Below are 22,312 nucleotides of genomic sequence, written 5' to 3' on the forward strand. Positions count from 1 at the left end.
TTTTTATTTTGAATTATTTATTGAAAATTACTGTATTAATAGAGGTTGGTTGCACTTCTACAGCCACCTTCTGGCTCCCTACTTTTAAGTTGATTATTTTTAGTTCTTTTTCTGGGTTATTCACCAATACAATCACACGACCGTCTTTTAACTGAAATGCTATATGGTTTTTTCCTTCAGAAGATTTTAAAAAATGATCGCCTGGTTGCACAAAATGCGATACGTGTTTAAACAAATAAAACTCATTGGTAAACTTTATGTTTTTGGTGTTTTTATCAATAACCACCATGGAGTTTTGTGGCCATCCCCAAGCGCTTTTCCCTGTTTCATCAAGCACCATGTTCCAGTACATGTACGAACCAGCCCCATTGTTGAAATAATGAACCAAATCGCTCCAAGATCTTTCAACCGAAGTCCAATCGTTTTCATGTTCACCACACTTGTTTTCAGTTTGCATCAATTTTAAATCTGGAAATTCTTTATGTACCGTTGGAATTGATTTGGCACCACCCCATTGGAACCCTACTCCAGAAATATATTTAGCTGCCGATTTATATTTTAAAATTGTTTTTACATAATTAGGATCGCTTGAATTTACCGTACCCAACCAAATTTCTGTATTTAATTTATCTGTTTCAAATTGAGGCCCCAAAAACCCATTGATAAAATACGCCATATCTTCTGGTCTCCATGTACAACTAGGCCAGTTTGGTTGAAAAGCTATCTCGTTTTGAGGCATGATAGCGAACAAAGGCACACCCGCTTTGGCATACGACTGTACAAATTTTGAAAAGTACAAGGCATAGGCTTTTAAATAGCGTTCTTGCATTTTAAAAGCAGTGGCGTTGTTGTTTATTTCTGCACCAACATGCATTTTATTACCTTCTATGGCGTTTTCAAAATTGCCACTTCGCATGGCATAATGCTCGTTTACTTTCATCCATGCTGGTGGCGACCAAGGTGATGCCCAAATTTGTAAATCTGGACGTGCTTGTAAGGCTGCTTTTAAATACGGAATTAAGATATAACGATCTCTGTCGATATTAAAATCGCGCATTTCGAAATCTTCCGGAACATCGTTACTTGAATAATAACTTAAGGCATAATCTGAAGCTCCTAACGGAATTCGGCACATAGAAAAATTACAACCTTCTTTTGAAAACAAAGCATCTATAACTTCTTTTGAACCTTTAGCGTCCAATGATTGGATGGCATCCCAACCTAACTCGTTAAAAGCACCTCCAACACCATCAATTTTTTGTAATAAACTATCGGTATAAACCGTAATATCTATGTTTGAACTGCCACTATCTTTTTTTAGAAACTTTTTTGGCTTTTCCCAGCGTTTCGATTCGGTGGTATAAATTAACTCTACTTTTTGCGCAAAAAGTTGCGTACTAAAAAAACCAAGACAAAATAACAAAGCTGTACGTGTTAAGGTTCGTCTATAATTGTTTTTCATTTCTTTATGATAATATTTATTCTAAAAATCAATTAATTTTCAGTTGAAAAAACCGCTGCCGGTAATCCTTCCTTGTTATACAAATTGGCACCTTCCGGAATCCCCGACCATGCATAGCGCACATTAACGGGATTTGCTACCGATGTGTTCCAAACTTCAATGTTGTTTTTTGAAATTATTTTAGCTTCGGCCGGTTTCCATTCGCCATCTGCACCAACAATTTCAAACCATTTTAAAGGTTCGTTCACCTTAACCGCAGCATCTAAAAGATGTTTATTAGCAACCATTAAACCAGAACCCACTTCGGTAAACTGAATCTGTACTTTGTTTCCTTTCACTTCATGTGATTTGTATAAAGGACCGCTTACCGCAGCTACTTTTTTATTGTAATCTTTTGCCAAAGCCCAAAGTGCCAAACGTTTTCCTGCATCCATTTTGTTGTGCGGGTGTATATCGCTTGCTTCACCTATATCGTACAAAACAGCCATCCCTGTATTTGGTAATTTTAAGGATTTACGTAATTTATCATTTACCGTTGCCCAACCTTTATCGGCTTCATCATTGGCTCTTCTGCAACCTGCCAATTGCACCCAGTAAAACGGGAAATCGCCTTGGTTCCAATCGGATCTCCAACCCTTTATCATGGCAGTAAAATGGTCTTCGTATTCATTGGGCATATAAACCGCATTGCTTTCGCCTTGATACCAAATAGCGCCTTTTATAGCATAAGGAATTATGGCGTTAAGCATGCCGTTGTACAACGTTGCTGGAAGTTGCATATTATCTTTTGGATGTGTAGCTGGTTTTGGTTTGTTGCCTTTTTCCCCTTTTTCTTTCCAAGTGGCTAAAGCACGCTCGTAATCGGCATCTACATAATCTTCAGCATCCATTATTTTTATGGTTTCATTGATTTCCTTTCTGCTAGCTTCAAAATATGCTTTTAAGTTTTCATCTGCTAAATAGGATACTTCAGAAATCCAAGGTTCTACACGTGTGCCTCCCCAAGAACATTCCACCAAACCTATTGGCACGTTTAATTGTTTGCGCAGTTCTTTAGCAAAGAAATAGCCTGTAGCTGTAATTTTTTTAACATCGTTTGGTACAGCGCTTATCCACTGCCCTTTAAATTCGGTTTGCTTTTCAAATAAAGAGGTGTTTTGAAGCACTTCTATATGCCTAAGTTGATTGTCGTTAGCATTGGCAACTTCATTTCTTATATAGTCTACCAAAGGTTGGTATTGGGGCTCTTTGGAATCGTTCAGGAATTTACCTAAGTCAAAATCCATATTCGATTGCCCTGTACACAACCAAACTTCACCCGATAGCACATCGTTTATTTCAATTTTATTGTTCCCTGAAATGGTAATTATAAAAGGCCCACCTGCTTTGGGTGTTTGTAAATCTACACGCCAGGTGCCATCTGCTCCGGTAATGGTGCTTGCGCTTTTACCCCAGCTTCCTGTTACTACTACTTTTTCGTTAGGATCTGCCCAACCCCAAACGGGTATTTTTGTATCGCGTTGTACCACCATGTGGTCAGAAAATATGGCATTCACTTTTACATTAGCATACAATGCTATTGGCGATACCGCCACTATAAAAAGTAATATTTTGAATTTTAATTTCATGTGAATTAAATTTTAGATTTGATTAATAATACAAATGATTTGATAGACTACGCAATTTTGCAAAAAATTAAGACTAAGTGTATAACTAATTATCCATATACTATAAACGATGGTTCATTTGGCTATGACTCACTTTATAATTGCCTTTTTTAAGAAACTTTCTAATTAAGAGTCTATTTTGAATGAAATAAAAAAACCCGTTTCAACATATCATTGAAACGGGTTTTAAAAGAGTGACTAATTCTAAAAATCTATTGCTTTACAATACGTTTTGTAAATTCAGCATCATCCACTTTTACTTTAAATAAATAGATACCCGAAGCTAAGTTTGAAATATTAATTTCCGAAGATGTTTCATTAATATTTCTATTCAATAAAGCTCTACCATTTAAGTCGTAAACACCAACGCTTGCGTTATTAAGTTGTTTGCTTTTTATAGTTACAAGACCGTTTGTTGGGTTTGGGTAAACTTCTACATTATTTTTTTGAAACTTTTTATTAGAAAGTATGGCATCCACACCATACACCTCCACTTCAGCTAAGGTGATATCGCGTCCATCTGCTTTTGAAATTTTTACAACTTTCCCTATTACGCCACCAGTTTCTATTGACATGGAAGGGTTTGGATAGGTTGAAAAAAACTGAGTAAAAGTTACGGTTCCCTCAGAATCAAATACCTCAACCGTAAAATCGATAAGCCTTTCACTGTAATTGCTACCTGTTCTATTAAAAATGGTAATGTTTTCAATATTATAATCGGCTTGCAAATCTACCTGCCACCATTTTGCATTACCATCGCCATTATTTGTATGCGAAACAGAGCCGTTATTGTAATTTCCATCCGTGTTACCATCAATAGCCAAGGATGCGTGGGCTGCTGCATAGGTTGATGATTGCGTAGCAACACTACCATGTGAAGCCAAAGCTAGATTGGGAATGGATGGCGTTGCTTTGATGAAATTAGATGTGATGACGTTAGACGAAGCATCTGTAACCTCTACCCAATAATAATACGTTTCACCATTGCTTACGGTGGCATCGGTATAATTGGTACCGCTCACATTTTCGGCAATTAATGTTTTGCCCGCTTTACTTAAATAGGCGTTTCTATAAATATTTTGAGTTCCTAATGTTACATTTTCCAACGTCCAATTTAATGCAACCGAACTGTTTGCTGTTGAAATATTCAAAGCTACGGATGATGGTGCTTCTTTCAGCTGAAACCAATTCACATTAAAAAGACTCCCAGAAGCTCCAGTAAAAACGAAATACAAATCTTTAACGCCTGTAAGTTTTGTGATAGTTGCGCTAACCGTTTTCCAGTTTTGCAAACCTCCTGTATTGGTTACGGCCAAAGTTCCCACTAAAGTTCCTGTTGGGCTATCGGTTCTAAGTTCTATACTTCCACCCGTTGTATTACTAGAAACTCGGGCACTAAATTGTGTAGCGCCACTACCTAAATCGATAGCTTCAAATTTAAGCCAATCGCCATTTTCAATGCTAGTTACATTATCTGTTCCTTCTGTGCTTGGTTCTGTTTGAACACCCAACATGGTATTGTAACATTCTGCCTCAATTAATGAAGTTGGTGCCAAATTGCATGTATCTACGGCATCTTCAGTGACATTAAAAATATAGCAATTCATACTTTCACCTTTTACAGTCGGTATGAAAGTATTACCAGAAGCTGTATAAGTTGTTGTAGAACCTTCAATAGGCGTATCATTCGTCCAAAAATGTGTAGCCACTTGACTTGTTATGGTGGATTGATCCATTTTAATTGGTAATGTATACTCGGTGCTACTTTTATTTATAACCCACAATACCATTTTGTTGTTTTCTCTAAAGGTGATAGTCCAAACATTGGAAGCTGCATTCACCGTAGATGTCATATAAGTATGATTCAAAATGTTATTAGCAAATTGTTTCATGATGTAATAGCCTTTAACACGTCTACCTGTACCGTTGGCTGGATAATAAATAGCGCGTGTTTCTTTATCAATACCTCTCGACCAAATTTCAAAAAATATTTCACCACTTAAACCTGCTTCATAAGCAATAGCTTTATCAATATAAACACCTATGGGTTTAGACATGGCTGGTTCAACACCATAAGTGGCAGCTCCAGAACCTGTACTAAACTCGTCGTTGTAAAGTTTTTTACCCAATGCGTTGGCTTTTGAAATAATGGTAGCCCATTTGGTGGCGCCTTCATTTTGGTAATCGTGACTGCAAAAAGATTCGTATTGGTTTTGAGAACCGCGTACTGCCACATCATCAATAAAATTAATGCCTTGGGTAATACTCCAAAAACCTTGCTCAGAAATTAAAGGCATAGTAATACCTCTTGTTGCACATTGCGCCCTTAAAGACGTAGTAATATTATCCGACCGTCTTGCATTTACAAATGAGGTCCATTCTTTGGTAATGGACATGGTATGGATTGCCACACCTTGATTTTCCATAAACTCCAAATAATCGGCTAAAAAGGTAGCATACTTATCAATTTCCACATCTTTGGTTGTATAATTAACAATCCAATCAGGCATGTTGTTATCGTTTCCAAAACCATCGTAATCGGTTCGCATGGTGGCAAAAAACTTAATATTTGGGTTTATAGCTTTAATTTGTTGCATGGTAGCCACCTGCTTTGTGTAAAAATTCCAATTTTTAACACCTTCAACCATTTCTTGGTTTTTATCGAACTGCACGCGACAGTAATTAAAATTGATATCGCCAAAACCCCAATTGATAATTTCCGCTTTGTTTTTAGCATTTTGAACAGCAATGGAATTGCGTTCTATATCGCCACCCATCATATCGATGGTTTGTTTGTAATTGGTAGAATTTACAGTAATTGACTGTGCCGTTACTACAACACTAGACATAAATAACACAATACAAAGAATGCTATTTATAAAACGACATGCTTTATTTTGAATTTTCATATGGTTTTATTAGAATTATAATTTCACTATTTTTTTAGGAATGCTTTTAGAAGTATCATTTATTGTTAAAAGATAAACACCTCTGCTTAGTTTAGACAGATCCATTTTAACATTATTGGTATTGAACTTAGTTTCCATTACTTTTTGTCCGTTTAAGGTATATAAAGCTATTTTAGTATCCTTTATATTTAAATTGGCCGAATCCAATGAAATATTAAGCTCATCCGATACCGGATTAGGGTACATGTCTATTTTAACATCTTCGGAAGCAACACTTAATGATGCATTAGAATATTCTATAACCAGCACAGGAGCCACACTACCTAATTCAAACTCTTTAGTTCGAAAATCGACACCAATACCGCTAGTAACTGGGTCTTTAATCACCATAGAAATCATTTTATCGCTAGCATATTCTTGAGCTACATATGATGACACATCCCATTCGCACCAAGTTGCTTTATTTGTTAAACTGCTAGCGCGTGCATCTCCAAAGGGAGGTTTGTTAATCCATTTTAATTCCGTTTCTGTCCAACTATCGTCAGCCACATCATAAACAACACGGGTGTCCTGAAAATTAGTCCTTTGGAATACCCTAAGTTTTGCTGAAATTATAGAACCTGGTACCGAGTTTAAATCGAATTTTAAAAAGGCATAACGACCAGAAACTTTTGTTACCATACTTGCATCCGTTCCGTAATTTGTGCTTGACGCCCCATCATTTACATAGGTATCGGCAACGGTTATAAGGTTAAGTGAACCATCTACTGCATTTACTACATGTAATTCTTGCGTAGCACCAGGAGCAGCATTGTAATAAGTATTACCTGCTTGTGTAGCGGTAATTGTGGTAGTACCCGTACCTACAATATGAATTTTTCCATTTACAATAGTTGCAACTGCCGTATTTGAACTTGTAAAATTTACTGGCAATCCAGAACTTGCGGTTGCTTCAGCTTCAAAATCTGTACTGCTTATCAATTTAACAGGAATTGTAAAAAACTTTATGGTTTGGTCCTCTTTTACGATACCTGATTGTGTTAATGTAAAATTATCAAGTTTGAATGATCCTGAAATGCCCCCAAAAGTTATTTTCAAGCTTTGAACCCCTTTATTTAAAATGACGTCATTTGAAATAACATATTCTTTCCAATCGGTATCTCCTGTTGAGTTTGGAGTACCAAACGGAACAGCTAATTCAATAGTTTTATCTTCTCCACCCGCGCTAAATTTGATAGTACCACCAGCTTGAGAAGCGGCATAACGAATAGTAACACCATAAACCGCAGTTTCTGGAGCCGAAATGGTATAAGTAAGCCATTCGCCTGATTCTATAGAAGTAAGGTTGTAACCGCCTGCTGATGTAGACTCAATATCTACATCCTCCCTTGTACGATACGCCCCATTTAAATTACCGCTTGAATTATCATGATATGTTCTCCCCTCGCCATCTGCTGAAAAATAATCGAAATTTTCAGCTTCTATAGTCTCTGGTAATACCTTCATAGAATACACAGGAAGCCCCGAAGCAAAACCACTGATGGGATCGCCGGCACAACCTATAGGACGACGAAAAGTTAAACCTCCCCAACCTGGGGCATCTGTTCCATCTCCTTTTTCATAACCATTAACACCTATGGCAAACTCTCTTGCCCTAGTTGTCCACAAAGCGTTGCTAGCTTTGTTTTCTCTAACAGTAAAATGCGCTACAGCCAATTCATAAATCGGTCTTAATATAACGCCTGCGCCTCTACTATTTCTAGTTAAATCTGCGCCTACCCAAGGGTTTATTTTTAAAGATTTCCAACGTCCGGTTCTGGTTGTATATTGATAAAAAACGGGTGGCTCCCATGCCGTTGTTTGATCTGGATACGATTGAGCAGAAGATAAATTATACTTAGTTGTAAATTCTAAACCTTTCAAAACTCTGTCATCCAAAAAGCTGTAAAGGTCGGTGCCTTGGTTCCAAGCTACTTCCATCATTTCTGCAATGGTACCTATGCCCAATGAAGAATGAACTTGATCCCTGCTACTTTCTTGACACTGCCCATTATCATAAATATAATGTTGAATTTGATCGTCAAAACCATAATCCTCAATAGTATTTTCTCTACCTAATAATTGAAACTCGTCATAATATTCATTTGAAGATGCTAAGGGTGTTGGATTTGTAATTGCCGGTCCAGATGGATACGGAATATCGTCCGCTCTATGCGGTAAGCCCTGTATTTGGCGTAATGCGCGATCGTAAATAATTTCATTATCTAAAAAAACACCAATAGCCATAACAGTACGCCATGCCAATAGACCTTGATTTCCATGTCTACCAGGATCTCCCATAAAGGTTCTCCAATAAAAAGTAACGTTATCGTTGTTGATATCAGTTTGCGGTATGGTGGTATTCGAATACCCAGGATACACCAACATGTCTTTAAATGCTTGAATATCGTTAGCTGCCCAACCTGTATAAGTGCTTTTAATTATTTCAGCTGCATTTATTAATGGGGCACCATATAAACCCGCACAAAGAGGCTCGGTTCCGCCACCAAAAAAGCTTACTAATTTACTCCATGCATTTAAAATTTCGATAGATTTTTCGGCATGACGGGTATCTCCCGTAATATACCACATCAAGGCATTTTGATAGGCCGCTAAAGCATCCGATTCATATTGATAGCGTTGGTGTGATGGATTCTCGCGGGACAGTGTATGATCGTTCGGGTCTTTTCGCACAACATAATCATAACTGGATTTTCCATCCGATTTCAGATTATTATATGATGAAATATACGGATCAACATTGGCTTCTATCATATATTTCATACGGTCCAAATCGGACTTTTTATGCCATAGTCCTGGATGTACAAATTGTGCCTGAACGGAACCTATCATTAAAAACCAAAAGAACAGAATACTGCATATTTTCTTATTTAAGATTGATTTTCCAAAATGATTTTGAGTAATTTTTTTAGTCATACTTTATTAATTTAGTTTAGCTGGTTGTTGGATTCACTTGGCAAAGAGGATACTACTGTTGAAAACTAGTCTTTACCATGTTTACAATACTATTACTATATCTATAAAAAAAATATAAATTATAAAGCTATTGTTATAAATTATAATTCATTTTAGAATGCCAAAAGCCTTAATTTCTTGATTAGCCTTATAAACAAAAAAGTTCCACAATTTTATTAAGTGGAACTTTTAATCATCATAAATTATTCACAAATAATTTATACTTATTTAGCTATTAATCATTTAAGATAAATCACAATTTCACAATTTTTTTAGTAATACTTTTAGAAGTATCATTTATTGTTAAAATATAAACACCTCTGCTTAGTTTTGATAGATCCATTTTAGCAGTATTGGTTTCTAACTTTGTTTGCATTACTTTTTGCCCGTTTAAGGTAAATAAAGTTATGTCCGTATCCTTTATGTTAAAGTTGGCGGTATCCAACGAAATATGAAGGTCGTTTTGTACAGGATTAGGATACATATTTACTTTAATATCTTCAGAAGAAATACTTAATGGTTCACTAGAATACTCAATAACCAATACGGGTGTAAAATTACCTGAATCAAACTCTTTAGGGTAAAAATCAATACCTTTTGCAGTAGGTATTGGATCGATTGGGTCTCTAACAACTACGGTTATTATTTTATCATTGTTATATTCTTGGGCAGTGTATGAAGAAACATCCCATTCATTCCAAGCTGGATTCGTAGTAATACGAGCTCGTTCATTTTCAAAAGATGGTTTGTTGTTCCAAGTAATTCCTGCTTCTGTCCAGCTATCATCGGCAACATCGTAAACACTGCGTAGATATCTAAAACCTGTTCTTTGATACACCCTTAGCTTTGCTGAAACTATGGGACCTGGTACTGAACTTAAGTCGAACTTAAAATATGCATAGCGTCCCGTAGAAGCTGTTACCAAATTATCTGCCGTACCGTAATTAGTTGTTATGGCTGATTCGTGCACATAAGTATCAGCAATAGTTAAAAGGTTGATAGATCCATCTACTGCATCTACAACTCTTAATTCCTGGGTTGCGTCTGGAGCTGCGTTGTAATTTGCGTCACCAGCTTGCGTAGCCGAAATAGTTGTAGTTCCTGTACCTACTATATGTATTTTACCATTTACAATAGTTGCTACCGATGTGTTTGAACTTGAAAAACTAATAGGCAAACCAGAACTTGCTGTTGCTTGCGGGTCAAAATCTGCACTACCCACAACTTTATTTGGGATTGCAAAAAACTTTATAGTTTGGTCCTGTTTTACGATACCTGTTTGAGTTAAAGTAAAATTATCAAGCTTAAAAGATCCTGAAAAACCACCAAAAGTTAATTTTAAACTTTGAACGCCTTTATTTAAAATGATATCATTTGCAATAACATACTCTTTCCAATCGATATCTGATGTTGAGTTTGGAGTTCCGAACGGCACAACCAAATCAGTTGTTTTATCTTCACCGCCAGCGCTAATTTTAATAGTTCCTCCTGCTTGAGAAGCCGCATAGCGAATGGTAAGGCTATAAACAGCTGTTTCGGGAGCTGAAACGGTATAGGTAAGCCATTCGCCCGATTCTATAGATGTCAAGTTATATCCTCCTCCAGCAGTAGCTTCAATATCAACATTATCCATGGTACGGTAAGCCCCTCCTGTATTACTTCCACTTAAGTCGTGATAGATACGACCTTCTCCATTATTAATAGGGTCGTAATCAAAATTTTCGGCCTCAATCACATTTGGAATCACATTCATATTATATACTGGTAAACTATTGGTATCGAAACCACTAATAGGGTCTCCATAACAAAATGCAGGTCTGCGTGCACTGAGGCCGCCCCAACCAATAGCATCATTAGTCCAACCTGCCTTTTCATAACCGCCTACTTCAATAGATTTATCGCGTGCACGTAGTGTCCATTTTAAATCGGCTTCTGTTTTAAAACCTCTGCCTATAAAGTGGGCAACGGGCATTTCAAACACGGGTCTACTATTAGGAAACCCTCCTACGGCATCAGGACTGATTGCTTTTGAAAACCAACGCTCTGTTCTATCAAAACGTTGTATAAATTCACCCGAGCCCACTGTTGGCACCCATGGGGTTGGTTGGTCTGGGTACGATTGAATTGCTGAAACGTTATATCTCATATTGTATTCAAGCCCCAATAACAACCTATCGTTAGCATGACTGTATAAGTCTACCCCTTGATTCCATGCCATTTCAGACATGGAAGTAAGCAACCCAATACCAAAGGCTGTATGCGCTTGGTCTCTTGAACTTTCTTGACATTGGCCATTTTCCCAAATATAATTGGTCATCACTTCATTAAAACCGTAATTAGCGATACTATTACCTCTATTAACGTTGTAATCGTCAGCATATTCATTAGACTTCTCTGGATTCAGGGTTGTATGTGTGCTTGGACCTGCTGGATAAGGTATATCATTCAAATGAGACGCTAAATCTCCTTGTATATATTTAAGCGCACGATCGTACATTTTTTCATTATCTAAAAATATACCCATAGCCATTACGGTACGCCAACCCGATAAGCCTTGATTTCCATGACGTCCTGAATCTCCTTGATACGCCATCCAATAAAACGTTTTGTTCGGCCCTGTAACTGGTGTTGTTGAAGAATATCCTGGATACACCAACATATCTTTAAAGGCTTGCAAATCGGCAGGTGCCCAACCTGTGTAAGTACTTTTAATGATTTCGGCAGCTTCAATCATGATATAGCCTATACCACCACTTAACGCATCGGTACCACCACTGGTAACCGACGTAAGGTTACTCCACGCTTTGAATATTTCAATCGATTTTTCAGCATGCCTCGTATCTCCAGTTACATACCATCTGATAGCGTTATAGTAGGCTGCTCTAATATCGCTATTCCAAGCACTTTCATTCACACCTGAATCTCTACCTAATTCTGTAAAACTTGCATCACCCCGTACTACATAATCGTAACTCGACTTACCATCGGCTACCATGTCTTGATATGATGTATACCAAGGGTCAATTTGTGCCTCAACCATATATTTTATACGGTCTAAATCGGACTTTTTGTGTGTAATTCCAGGATGTACAAATTGCGCATGAACAGAACCTATCATTAAAACCAAAAAAGCTATAAAACTGATTGTTTTTATCTTAAATTTAGGATAGGTTAATTCCTTTTGAGTAATGTTTTTATCCATATAATCTTTATGATTTAGTTTATGAGTAATTTTACGATTTTTTAAGAAATAAGATTATAAATTATGGTGCTTTGACTTCAACTTATAACCCTTATCCCATCCCAAAATATTAGTAAACTATGCTTTTTGAGCAAAGAGAACGTCTAAATGATTTTTATTGACTAAATTTCTAAAAACAAAAAAAAGCACTGTATTCAACTAAGAAACAGCGCTTTTATATAAAAAACCTATTTCATTTTAATTAACTTTTGGTTGATTCCATAATCTATAAGGATCATCATTAGCAATCATTTGTTCCAACAACAAAGCTTCCATTTCCGCTAGTTTATCGGCATATTTTGGGTTATTCGCTAAATTGGTTTCCATCTCGCCCGTTTTATGATGCTCTGGCAAATATTCATTTGGATTTTTTGCTAAATTAAAAAGCTGTGTTTCATGAATGGTACCATCCATCACATCATACTTTATTAGTTTCCAATCGCCTTTTTTCACGGTACGCATGCCTGGTTTTGTTCCGCCAGCATAAACGCCATACATGACGTCTCTAACAACTTCTTGTTTTCCTTTAAGAATAGGCACAATACTCTTACCTTCAACTGTTTTAGGAACTTCAATGCCTGCCAAATCGCATAAGGTAGGCAACACATCTAGAAGGTACATATTTCCTTTCACACGCTTTCCTGCTTCAATACCAGGACCTTTAACAATAAAAGGAACACGCCATGTATGCTCGTAAAGATTTTGTTTTCCTTGTAAACCATGACGTCCTATAGCCATTCCATGATCGGATGTATAAATAATGTAGGTATTATCCAATTCGCCCATAGCCTCTAACTTTTTAAGCACTTTAGCCAATTGAATGTCAATGTTTTCAGAACAAGCAAACTCTCTACCTAGTTCGTTTCTAATGGTGTTTTCGTCTCTATTTTTCCATACACCACTTACACGCACCTCGTCTCTTAGATCTGGATGTCCATGAAAAAACGGGTGTTTTTCTAAATAATTTGGAGGAAGCTGCGGTTGCTTATCATTTAATGCCGGAAGGGTATTTTGGTCTTTATGGTTTACAGCCCCGTATTTTTCTAATAATTGTGGGGTTCCATCACGCGTATCATGAGGATGCGAAAAACCAAAGTAGATAAAAAACGGATCTTTTTCTTTTCCTTGTTCTCTATCCCCTAAATAGTCCAAGACTTGTTTGGCATGCCATGCGCTACCACTTTCCTCGGTTCCGCCACGTTTGGTAGCATCATGCACAACTGTAAACTGTTTATTAGCACCTGGGTATGAATTTCCTTTTTTACAAGTACGCATGGTTTTATAACCTGCTCTGTTAAAAACAGCGCCAATAGTTTGGTCGTCCAACGGATGCGGATCGGTTTGCTTTTGAAATTCTGCACTTGGTGGTAAATGCCATAAGGTACGCCCGGACATAATCATGTGTCTTGAAGGTGTGCAAACAGCCCCATTCATAGACCCCATATGGCGTGCTTGCTCTACAACAATACCATCGCTTGCTAATTTGCTAATGGTTGGGGTTTGCAAAATTGAATTGGCATCATAAACTTGCAAATCAAATGGTGATTGATCATCAACCAATACGAATAAAAAGTTGGGACGTTTTTCTTCTTTTGGTTCACTTTTAGCATTTTTACAGCTAACAATGAGCAAAATCAATACTAATGGGATAATTTTAAAGAGCTTCATTTGGTGGTTTAATTTTTAATAAAGTTGATAAACAGAATTTTTTTTTAAGAATTGTAAACTATGATACTTTCATTGTAAATAACAATACATCATTATACTACATTTTTAATTTAGGGTCATCCAAGTTAATTGCTCCCAATTATCTTTAACAAACGGCTGTGGTTTTCCATCTGTTGAACGCCCATTTTTTATGATGTTGGTAATTCTATCCTTTAATCGATTTACAATTTCAGGATGTTCAAAATATAGATTTGTTGTTTCTCCTGGGTCGTTTTCCAAATCATACAATTCAAAAGGTGCTTCTCCTGGTTTAGGCTCAATAATCACTGGGTTTAACGAACCCCCAGAACCACGAAGCATATTCAATTTCCATTTTCCTTCGCGAATGGCAAAATGTCCTGTAAAGGAATGATTAATAACAGGTCTATCTGGATTTTGATACACTTTCGTATCTTTCATCATGGGCAACAAACTATAGCTGTCTTCACCTGCATTTTCTGGAAGTTTAGCGCCAACAATATCTGCAACCGTTGCCAAATAGTCTGTTTGGCATACTGGCGCATTTACCTTTCCTCCTGCTTTTATAACTTGAGGCCAACGCATTAAAAATGGCACACGATGGCCACCTTCATAAATATCACGTTTTCCACCTTTAAAATTCATACAACTGTAATGTTGATAGGTATCTCGTTGATATTCATAATTGCTCTCAGCACCATTATCCGACGAAAAAATAACCAGGGTATTTTCTTCTAAACCATTGGCTTTTAAAGCATCCAATACTTGTCCTACACGATAATCGGTTTCCTCCATAAAATCGCCATAGTTACCACAATTGCTTCTTCCTTGAAAATCGGGATGCGTACAGTGTGGTAAATGTGGACTCGTTAAAGGCATGTATATAAAAAATGGTTTGCTCTTATCTGCTTTATTGATATAATCTACCGTTTTGTTTGTTAAGGTTTCCAACACCAACTCATCATTGAATGATGGTGCTACTTCTACATAGCCTTTCTTATGTTCTGTTTCGTAAGGCGGTGTCATTCTATAAGTGCGCGGTGTTACATCCATTTTCTTTTTGGTGAACATCGTTGGCGGATCGAGTACGCGGTCGTCCTCCAAATACGTTAAAATTCCGTAATTCATAGAAGCAGCAATTCCGAAGAAATAATCGAAGCCTTTTTCAATAGGGCCATCGGTGAATGGTTTAGACCAATCGCGATCGCCGTCCTTTACATCGCCCACAAATTCCATTTGAAGATGCCATTTACCAATCATAGCGGTGTTATAACCGTTATCTCTAAGCAGAGAAGCAATGGTCATTCTATCTTTTTCAATTAAACAAGGCCCATCGGCATGCAGCACATTTTCTTTCAGCGAGGTTCTCCAACTGTAACGACCTGTTAACAAACTGTATCGTGAAGGTGTACAAACCGCATCACTACTGTGGCCATCGGTAAATGTTAGCCCTTCGTTTACCAACCTATCCATATTAGGGGTTTTGAATTTTGCTTCTGGATTTAATGCACTTACATCACCATATCCTTGATCGTCTGTATATATAATGACTATATTTGGTTTGGTTTGAGTTGGTTTGGTTTGGCTTGAAGACGAACCACAGCCAACATAAAAAACAACACTATTCAACATTAAAAAAATGCTGATATATTTCATTTTTAGATACATAGATTTGATTCTATTTATTGAAAATATTCTTTATTTTTTTTCCACATACACATAATATGCTGGATGCACTCTGCCTGCCTCATCTATTAATTGCGCTTCCATATCGTATTTTCCAGCAGGAATGTTTCCTGTAAAGGTTACCTCATCCTGTCCTTCTTTAATTTCTATAGCTTTAGAAATATTAGCGACATATAAAAAAGCTTCTTTAAAGTCCGTTTTTACACTTGCTGGTGATGTTTTATCATATTCAATAGCTTCTTTTTGAGCTGGAAACGTTTCATTGATGGCTAAGTTGATTTCCCTTGGGAACCTACGAAGACTAATCGTGTATTCCCCATCTTCAACAAATTCAATTTTCCATTTACCAGCCGCTTGAGCACCTTGAATGGCACCATTTTGATGCCATGCCTCGCTGTATTTACCAATAATCATATCGTGGGCTGAGATGCGTGTTGGGTTTTCTTTTGGCGACCCCACTTTTATATAGGCATATTTTTCATTAACACCTTCATCTACAAACGATTTCCACCACTTTTCATAACCAACTGCTAAACGCGCCGCCACTTCTGGATACGAGTCTATCACATTGTTTTCTTGACCTAAATCTTTACTCATATCATACAGTTTATCGCCATCAACCAAGCGCCAATTATCATCCATAACCGTATAATTTCTGTATTTTATTAAGTTTTGTTGCCTTTGGGTATCCATGTATAATATTCTGTTTTCCCAGGCTACTTTCTCGTTTTTAAGAAAAGGTTTTAAGCTTTTTCCATCCAATGGCTTTACTGGATTAAAGTTTAAACCAAGTAAATCTACAAAGGTTGGCAACAAATCGTAATGGGCTACCAAAGCATCAATATCTTTTCCGCCAGTTAATTGTCCGTTAGGCCATCGGATATACAATGGAACACGGTGACCACCTTCGTACTGACTACCTTTTCCACCTTTCATACCAGCATTGAAAATACTACGTCCTGCCGCTGTACCATTATCGGTAGTGAAAATCACAATAGTGTTATCAGCTATTCCTAAGGCTTTTAGTTTGTCTTCCAGTTTTTTTAAGTTATCATCAATATTCGTAATCATTCCATAGAAACGCAACGTTCTTTCATTGATATCTTTATACTTGTCGCCTTTGTATAAATCAAAATATTTTTTTGGTAAGTTATACGGCGAATGTGGCGCATTGGTAGAGATGTAGCAAAAGAATGGCTTATCTTTATTTTTATCGATAAAATTTAATGCTTCCGAAAAGAAAACATCGGTGCAATAACCTTCGTATTTCTGTAATTTTCCGTTGTGCCAATAGGTATCATCAAAATAATCGTTCCCCCAATAATCGGGTCCTTGACCTAAACCACCACCACCATGACGGATAACTTCATGAAACCCCCTGTCTTCAGGACGGTACGGATAATTATCGCCCAAATGCCATTTACCAAACATGGCATTGGTATAACCATTTTGAGCAAATACTTGAGCTAGCGTTACTTCATCTTCAAACAAAATAGAGCGTCCGTTTATGGTATGGAATACGTTTACACGGTTACTGTGTCTCCCCGTCATTAACGCACCTCGGGTAGGCGCACATGTGGTAGATACGTGGTAATTTGTAAAACGAACTGCGTTATTATATAGCTTATCTAAATTTGGTGTTTTTATATAAGGGTTTCCCTCGCAAGCCAAATCGCCTTTTCCTTGATCATCTGTAATAACGATAATGACATTCGGTTTTTGTTTTGAACTTTGCTTGGTTTGTGCAAATAATCCATCAACTTGTGATAGTATCGCAATTAAAACCAAGAATATTGAGAAGTTTCTGTTATTCATTTTTGATAAAAATTAGACTGTGTTTATGAATCTCGAAAATAAAGAAAATTAAAAACTCCTTATTGTTTTTTCGACCAATGCAACATAAACCTTTGATTACTTATTTTTGAAGCAACATAAATAAAGTTTCATTTATATTTTTTCTATGGTTGCATAATATGCACCTAACTCTTCTTTATTATCTAAAGTAAACCAGGTTTCAAGGTGTGTTTCTCCTTTTTCAAGATTAACTTCAAACTCAACATATTCATCATTTGGATTTACACCTTTGGTAAGTTCTATATCCTGAATTTTTATTTTAGCCTTCTTGATTATTAATGCTTTGCTTTTTTTACTTTCAGTAACACTGGTTCCGGGAATTGCTGGACGTAATGGGGCTTTGGCATTTAAAGCTAAATGTGTTTCTACTGGCCAACGACGAAGTTTTATAGTATAGGTACCAGCTTCGACTGCTTTAACACGCCAAAAACCATTATTAATTTGCCCTTCTCTGATATGATTTTGTTGCCAAGGTGTGAAGTCATCACTATGCCAATCATGACAAAACAAGGTGGTTGGATTTTCTGCTTTATCCCCAATAATGAAATATGGTTTTTCTACGAAAGTAGGCGATATTTCTGCCCACCATTTATCGTATGCCGCTTTGTATTCTTTTACTTTTTCAGGATATTGATCTGCAATGTTTGTACGTTGTTCTGGATCCGTTTTCAAATCATATAATTCAGTGCCTTCAACCAATCGCCAATTACGATGCATCAATGCCGTTCTTTTCCAAGGCACAGGATCTGTTGAAAATTGGGTGTTAACGTATACAATTCTATCTTCAAATTTAGAAGCATCACCTTTCATTAAGGGCACTAAACTAGAACCATCAAATTTTATATCTTCTTTAACATCTAACTCACACAAGTCAATCAATGTTGGTAAAATATCATAGTGAGCCGTTAAATCATTGATATCTTTCCCTACATTAATGCCTCCATTTTTCCAATGAATGAAAAACGGAACACGGTGTCCGCCTTCATACATACTCGCTTTTACACCACGCATGCCAGCATTATTTCCTTTTGCAATGAAACCATCCAATCGGTCTTGTCCTTCTTCCATTTTATTTCCGGCAGCAGAACCATTATCAGCAGTAAAAATAATAATGGTATTATCCATCAAATTGATAGATTTTAAATAGTCTTGCAACTTACCAAGGTTTTCATCAATATTAGCAATCATGCCATAAAAGGCAGCATTGGGGATGTTTTCATTGTCTTTATAAGGGTCGGAGTACTTGTCATCAACCCAATATGGCGAGTGCGCCGCATTGGTTGAAAGGTAACAGAAGAATGGCTTGTCTTTTTGTTTTCCTATATATTGCTTTACGTTTTCGAACCATACATCGGTAGCGTAACCTTCAAACTTTTCCAATTCACCATTGTGGATGTAGGTGTCATCAAAGTAATCATTATCCCAATAATCCATGGTTTGCCCCACACCACCACCGGCATGCATCAAGACTTCATCAAAACCTTTATCTTGAGGACGGAATGGATAATTATCACCTAAATGCCACTTACCAAACATGGCTGTACTATAGCCATTGTCTTTAAATATTTGAGCCATGGTTATTTCTTTTTCAAGAATAAGTGAACGCCCTTTTATGGTAAAAAACACACCTGTTCTATAGTTGTGATGCCCCGTCATGATAGCTGCCCTTGTAGGCGCACAGGTAGGACTTACGTGATAATCGGTTAAGCGTGTACTTTCAGCATATAATTTATCAATGTTTGGTGTTTTAATCCATTCATTGCCATGTGCTGCTATATCGCCATAACCAACATCATCGACCATAATTAGGATGACATTTGGCTTTGTGGTCTCATTTGTTTTAATTTCAGATTTACAAGACGCATACAATAATACACTTGATAAAATTGATATATAAAATACTTTTTTCTTTAAATTACGTTGCATATAACTAATATTTTAAACGGTTGAGATTGTGAGGTTCTATTTTTTAACAAAATTATTTTTTTAATACTACTGAATCATAACTTATGGTTCATTATAAGTTGTTAACTCTTTTATAAAGTATATTACTAAAATTCGGAAATAAACCAGTATGGATTGGAAGTTCATAGCCTTAAACAAAAGAATGAATTTTTTTTTAATATTAGTTAAATATTCAGTTGCCTTTTTCCGAATTGGGTTTATCCTTGCGATGCTCAAGATATTCTTGAACCATTTCATCTGTTATCTTACCCGTACTCTATACACCATAACCAACAGCCCAAAAATGACGACCCAAATACTGCTTGTTTAATTTTGGAAATTCTTGTTGCAAAAGACGAAATGAACAATCTTTTAATTTTTTTAGCAAATTGTTCACACTCAATGATGGCAAGTACTCAATATGAATATGATCCTTACTTACAACACCCTTTAGAACAGGAACATATTCAGAATTACATATCCGAATCAACAAATCTCGACAGCGATTTTGAATAACTCCTTGTAAAACAGCATAACGATATTTTGTTTATCAACCTAAATGATATCTTAACTTACTACAAAACTAAAATATTTATAAAAACTAAAGGAATTGCAATGAAATTGCAGGGTTTTAACCTTTAACTTGAAAATAAACATATTTTATTTATAAAATACCTTTTACTTCAAATATAACAGCATATCTAATTAACATAATTTCGACGTAAGAAATCTATAATTTTATTAAGAAAAAGTAGAATAATCAGTAAATTGTAGGCTTCCCAAAAAAAAATGACAGTTATAAATTCAAGTTTATTAACTTTAAATTTAAAATGTCATAATGAAAAACAGCAAATTTATTGAGAATCAGATAATCAAAACTCTCAAGAAAAAAGAACAAGGAAGATCTGTAGGTGATTTATCCATAGAATTAGGAATAGATAAAAGCACGCTTTATACTGGAGCAAGAAGTATGGCGGCATGGAACAGCAACAGCTTAAAAGGCTTAAGGAACATGAAGAGGAAAATAATAGACTCAAACTGATCTATGCAGACGTTAGCATAAATAATAAGATGTTAAAGGACGTTCTATTGACGTCCTAGAATGGCATCACACTTAACACCAATTGATTTATATCGCTAACAAATTACCAAAACAAGCAATATAGAGCCGCCGTAATAATGCATACTAAAAACGACCCGATGTTGAACAATGGTGTGGTTTTAAATAAATCTTTGGACAAACCTATGCCCTTTTCATCATCTTTTCCTTTGTTCTGAAGGTAGCTCAATATTACTATCACTAACATGGTAAATACCGCGGTCAGTCCCATTTGGTGCATCCAAGGTTCTAAAGCTGCTATTGGAATATATTTTAACAGTAATGCTATTGGAATCGATAAAAGCGCTCCCCAAATAGCGGCATTATTGGTTGTTTTTTTCCAGAACAAGCCTAAAATAAATACGGCCAATATACCAGGGCTCACAACACCAGTCCATTCCTGAATAAACTGGAATGCCTGATCGATGCCTCCTAAAAGCGGTGCCATTATTACGGCAATTATCAATGCCACGGCTGCCGAAATACGTCCCACATTTACCGTGGTTTTATCGTTCGCATTTTTATTGATGTACTGCTTATAAATATCCATGGTGAAGATGGTTGACGTAGAATTTAACATGGATGCCAATGAAGAAACAATGGCAGCAGCTAAAGCAGCAAAAGCCACACCTTTAAGTCCTGTTGGCAAAAATTGCAACAACCAAGGATATGCTTTATCCGCTTGCCCAGTAGTAGGCATATTCAATTGTCCTGCTTCACCTAGACCTGCCATGATGGATGGGTCGTTAACCATCACGTAAGCTGCTATTCCTGGAATTACAACAATTAAAGGAATTACTATTTTTAACCCTGCTGCAAGCAAAATACCCTTTTGGGATTCTTTTAAAGATTTAGCCGCTAAAGTTCTTTGGATAATATATTGATTGAAGCCCCAATAGTAAATATTGGCTACCCATAAACCTCCAATAAGTACCCAGATACCTGGCAAGTTCAAATAATTTGGATTTGTGCTTCCATCAGCATCAAATTCATCTAATATCATATGGAATTTTTCTGGAGCTGCTTCAACTACTTTAGAAAAACCTGCTAGCATTCCTTCGCCTCCCGATACTGTATTCAAAGCCAAATAAGTGGTAGCCAAACCACCTAAAACTAAAAACACGACTTGTATCACATCTGTCCAGGCAACAGCGGATAATCCACCGTACAATGAATAAGCCGCAGCAAATAATGCCAGACCTATTACGGCATACATCATATCCACGCCCATGATTGTTTCAATAGCCAAACCTCCTAAGTATAATACAGAAGCAAGATTTACGAATACGTAAAGCGCTATCCAAAATACAGCTAATATGGTTTTAAGATTGGTGGAGAATCGTTTCTCTACAAATTCCGGAATGGTATAAAGTCCTTTTTCAATAAAAATGGGCAAAAAATATTTACCTACTATTATTAAAGTTATAGCTGCCATCCATTCGTAAGAGGCTATGGCCAATCCCAATGCAAATCCAGAACCGGACATACCAATAAATTGTTCTGCCGAAATATTTGCCGCAATTAGCGAGGTACCAATAGCCCACCAAGGCAATGATTTACTTGCCAAAAAATAATCTTCAGCATTTTTTTCATGCCCTGCCTTATCGCGAGATACCCAAAGGCCTACACCCAATATTAATATAGCGTATGCCACAAATACAGCATAATCCCAAAATTCAAATCCGTTTGTCATAGTAAAATAATTTAGCTGGTTTATTTTTTAAAATTTCAAATATTGAAAACAAAATT

11 protein-coding genes and 1 pseudogene are annotated in these 22,312 nt (G+C 36.5%); 1 reads left to right on the forward strand and 11 read right to left on the reverse strand.

Annotated elements, in window-relative coordinates; all coding sequences use genetic code 11:
- Nucleotides 1–13: 13 nt before the first annotated feature.
- From J8H85_RS09215 to tnpA, 10 genes and pseudogenes are all read right to left on the reverse strand, one after another.
- On the reverse strand, nucleotides 14–1,462 hold the full coding sequence (locus tag J8H85_RS09215; RefSeq protein ID WP_209654855.1) for a glycoside hydrolase family 30 protein: 1,449 nt from the start codon (nucleotides 1,460–1,462) through the stop codon (nucleotides 14–16).
- A gap of 32 nt (nucleotides 1,463–1,494) precedes the next feature.
- Nucleotides 1,495–3,090, reverse strand: coding sequence for a sialate O-acetylesterase (locus J8H85_RS09220; protein WP_209654856.1), 1,596 nt, complete (start codon nucleotides 3,088–3,090; stop codon nucleotides 1,495–1,497).
- 251 nt (nucleotides 3,091–3,341) lie between these two features.
- Nucleotides 3,342–6,038, reverse strand: a complete 2,697-nt coding sequence (locus tag J8H85_RS09225) for a carbohydrate-binding protein (RefSeq protein ID WP_209654857.1) — start codon at nucleotides 6,036–6,038, stop codon at nucleotides 3,342–3,344.
- 15 nt (nucleotides 6,039–6,053) lie between these two features.
- Nucleotides 6,054–9,014, reverse strand: coding sequence for a CBM96 family carbohydrate-binding protein (locus J8H85_RS09230; protein WP_209654858.1), 2,961 nt, complete (start codon nucleotides 9,012–9,014; stop codon nucleotides 6,054–6,056).
- A 292-nt stretch (nucleotides 9,015–9,306) separates the two neighbouring features.
- Nucleotides 9,307–12,255 carry a CBM96 family carbohydrate-binding protein gene (locus tag J8H85_RS09235; protein WP_209654860.1) on the reverse strand — a complete coding sequence of 983 codons (2,949 nt, stop codon included), beginning with the start codon at nucleotides 12,253–12,255 and terminating at the stop codon, nucleotides 9,307–9,309.
- Nucleotides 12,256–12,492: 237 nt separating this feature from the next.
- Nucleotides 12,493–13,962: a sulfatase-like hydrolase/transferase gene (locus tag J8H85_RS09240; RefSeq protein ID WP_209654862.1), complete on the reverse strand. Its 1,470-nt coding sequence runs from the start codon at nucleotides 13,960–13,962 to the stop codon at nucleotides 12,493–12,495.
- A 105-nt stretch (nucleotides 13,963–14,067) separates the two neighbouring features.
- Nucleotides 14,068–15,636 carry a sulfatase family protein gene (locus tag J8H85_RS09245; RefSeq protein WP_209654864.1) on the reverse strand — a complete coding sequence of 523 codons (1,569 nt, stop codon included), beginning with the start codon at nucleotides 15,634–15,636 and terminating at the stop codon, nucleotides 14,068–14,070.
- Nucleotides 15,637–15,678: 42 nt separating this feature from the next.
- The gene (locus tag J8H85_RS09250) at nucleotides 15,679–17,481 is read right to left on the reverse strand and encodes an arylsulfatase (RefSeq protein WP_209654869.1); all 1,803 of its coding nucleotides are present in this window, start codon (nucleotides 17,479–17,481) and stop codon (nucleotides 15,679–15,681) included.
- A 132-nt stretch (nucleotides 17,482–17,613) separates the two neighbouring features.
- Nucleotides 17,614–19,446: an arylsulfatase gene (locus J8H85_RS09255; RefSeq protein WP_209654870.1), complete on the reverse strand. Its 1,833-nt coding sequence runs from the start codon at nucleotides 19,444–19,446 to the stop codon at nucleotides 17,614–17,616.
- 211 nt (nucleotides 19,447–19,657) lie between these two features.
- Nucleotides 19,658–20,011, reverse strand: a pseudogene (gene tnpA / locus J8H85_RS09260) (IS200/IS605 family transposase); the annotation flags it as partial.
- A gap of 291 nt (nucleotides 20,012–20,302) precedes the next feature.
- Here tnpA and J8H85_RS09265 point away from each other — a divergent pair.
- On the forward strand, nucleotides 20,303–20,506 hold the full coding sequence (locus tag J8H85_RS09265; RefSeq protein WP_209654871.1) for a hypothetical protein: 204 nt from the start codon (nucleotides 20,303–20,305) through the stop codon (nucleotides 20,504–20,506).
- A gap of 103 nt (nucleotides 20,507–20,609) precedes the next feature.
- Here the strand turns inward: J8H85_RS09265 and J8H85_RS09270 are convergent, their stop codons facing one another.
- Nucleotides 20,610–22,256, reverse strand: a complete 1,647-nt coding sequence (locus tag J8H85_RS09270; RefSeq protein ID WP_209654872.1) for a sodium/sugar symporter — start codon at nucleotides 22,254–22,256, stop codon at nucleotides 20,610–20,612.
- Between the last annotated feature and the right edge of the window lie 56 nt (nucleotides 22,257–22,312).

This window comes from Mariniflexile gromovii (assembly GCF_017814435.1).
Lineage (GTDB): Bacteria > Bacteroidota > Bacteroidia > Flavobacteriales > Flavobacteriaceae > Mariniflexile > Mariniflexile gromovii.

What these genes read in the sequence shown, in the direction of transcription:
- J8H85_RS09255 (WP_209654870.1), bottom strand. Translation starts at nt 19,446, where the DNA reads ATGCAACGTAATTTAAAGAAAAAAGTATTTTATATATCAATTTTATCA.
- J8H85_RS09270 (WP_209654872.1), bottom strand. Translation starts at nt 22,256, where the DNA reads ATGACAAACGGATTTGAATTTTGGGATTATGCTGTATTTGTGGCATAC.
- J8H85_RS09220 (WP_209654856.1), bottom strand. Translation starts at nt 3,090, where the DNA reads ATGAAATTAAAATTCAAAATATTACTTTTTATAGTGGCGGTATCGCCA.
- J8H85_RS09230 (WP_209654858.1), bottom strand. Translation starts at nt 9,014, where the DNA reads ATGACTAAAAAAATTACTCAAAATCATTTTGGAAAATCAATCTTAAAT.
- J8H85_RS09215 (WP_209654855.1), bottom strand. Translation starts at nt 1,462, where the DNA reads ATGAAAAACAATTATAGACGAACCTTAACACGTACAGCTTTGTTATTT.
- J8H85_RS09265 (WP_209654871.1), top strand. Translation starts at nt 20,303, where the DNA reads ATGAAAAACAGCAAATTTATTGAGAATCAGATAATCAAAACTCTCAAG.
- J8H85_RS09225 (WP_209654857.1), bottom strand. Translation starts at nt 6,038, where the DNA reads ATGAAAATTCAAAATAAAGCATGTCGTTTTATAAATAGCATTCTTTGT.
- J8H85_RS09235 (WP_209654860.1), bottom strand. Translation starts at nt 12,255, where the DNA reads ATGGATAAAAACATTACTCAAAAGGAATTAACCTATCCTAAATTTAAG.
- J8H85_RS09245 (WP_209654864.1), bottom strand. Translation starts at nt 15,636, where the DNA reads ATGAAATATATCAGCATTTTTTTAATGTTGAATAGTGTTGTTTTTTAT.
- J8H85_RS09250 (WP_209654869.1), bottom strand. Translation starts at nt 17,481, where the DNA reads ATGAATAACAGAAACTTCTCAATATTCTTGGTTTTAATTGCGATACTA.
- J8H85_RS09240 (WP_209654862.1), bottom strand. Translation starts at nt 13,962, where the DNA reads ATGAAGCTCTTTAAAATTATCCCATTAGTATTGATTTTGCTCATTGTT.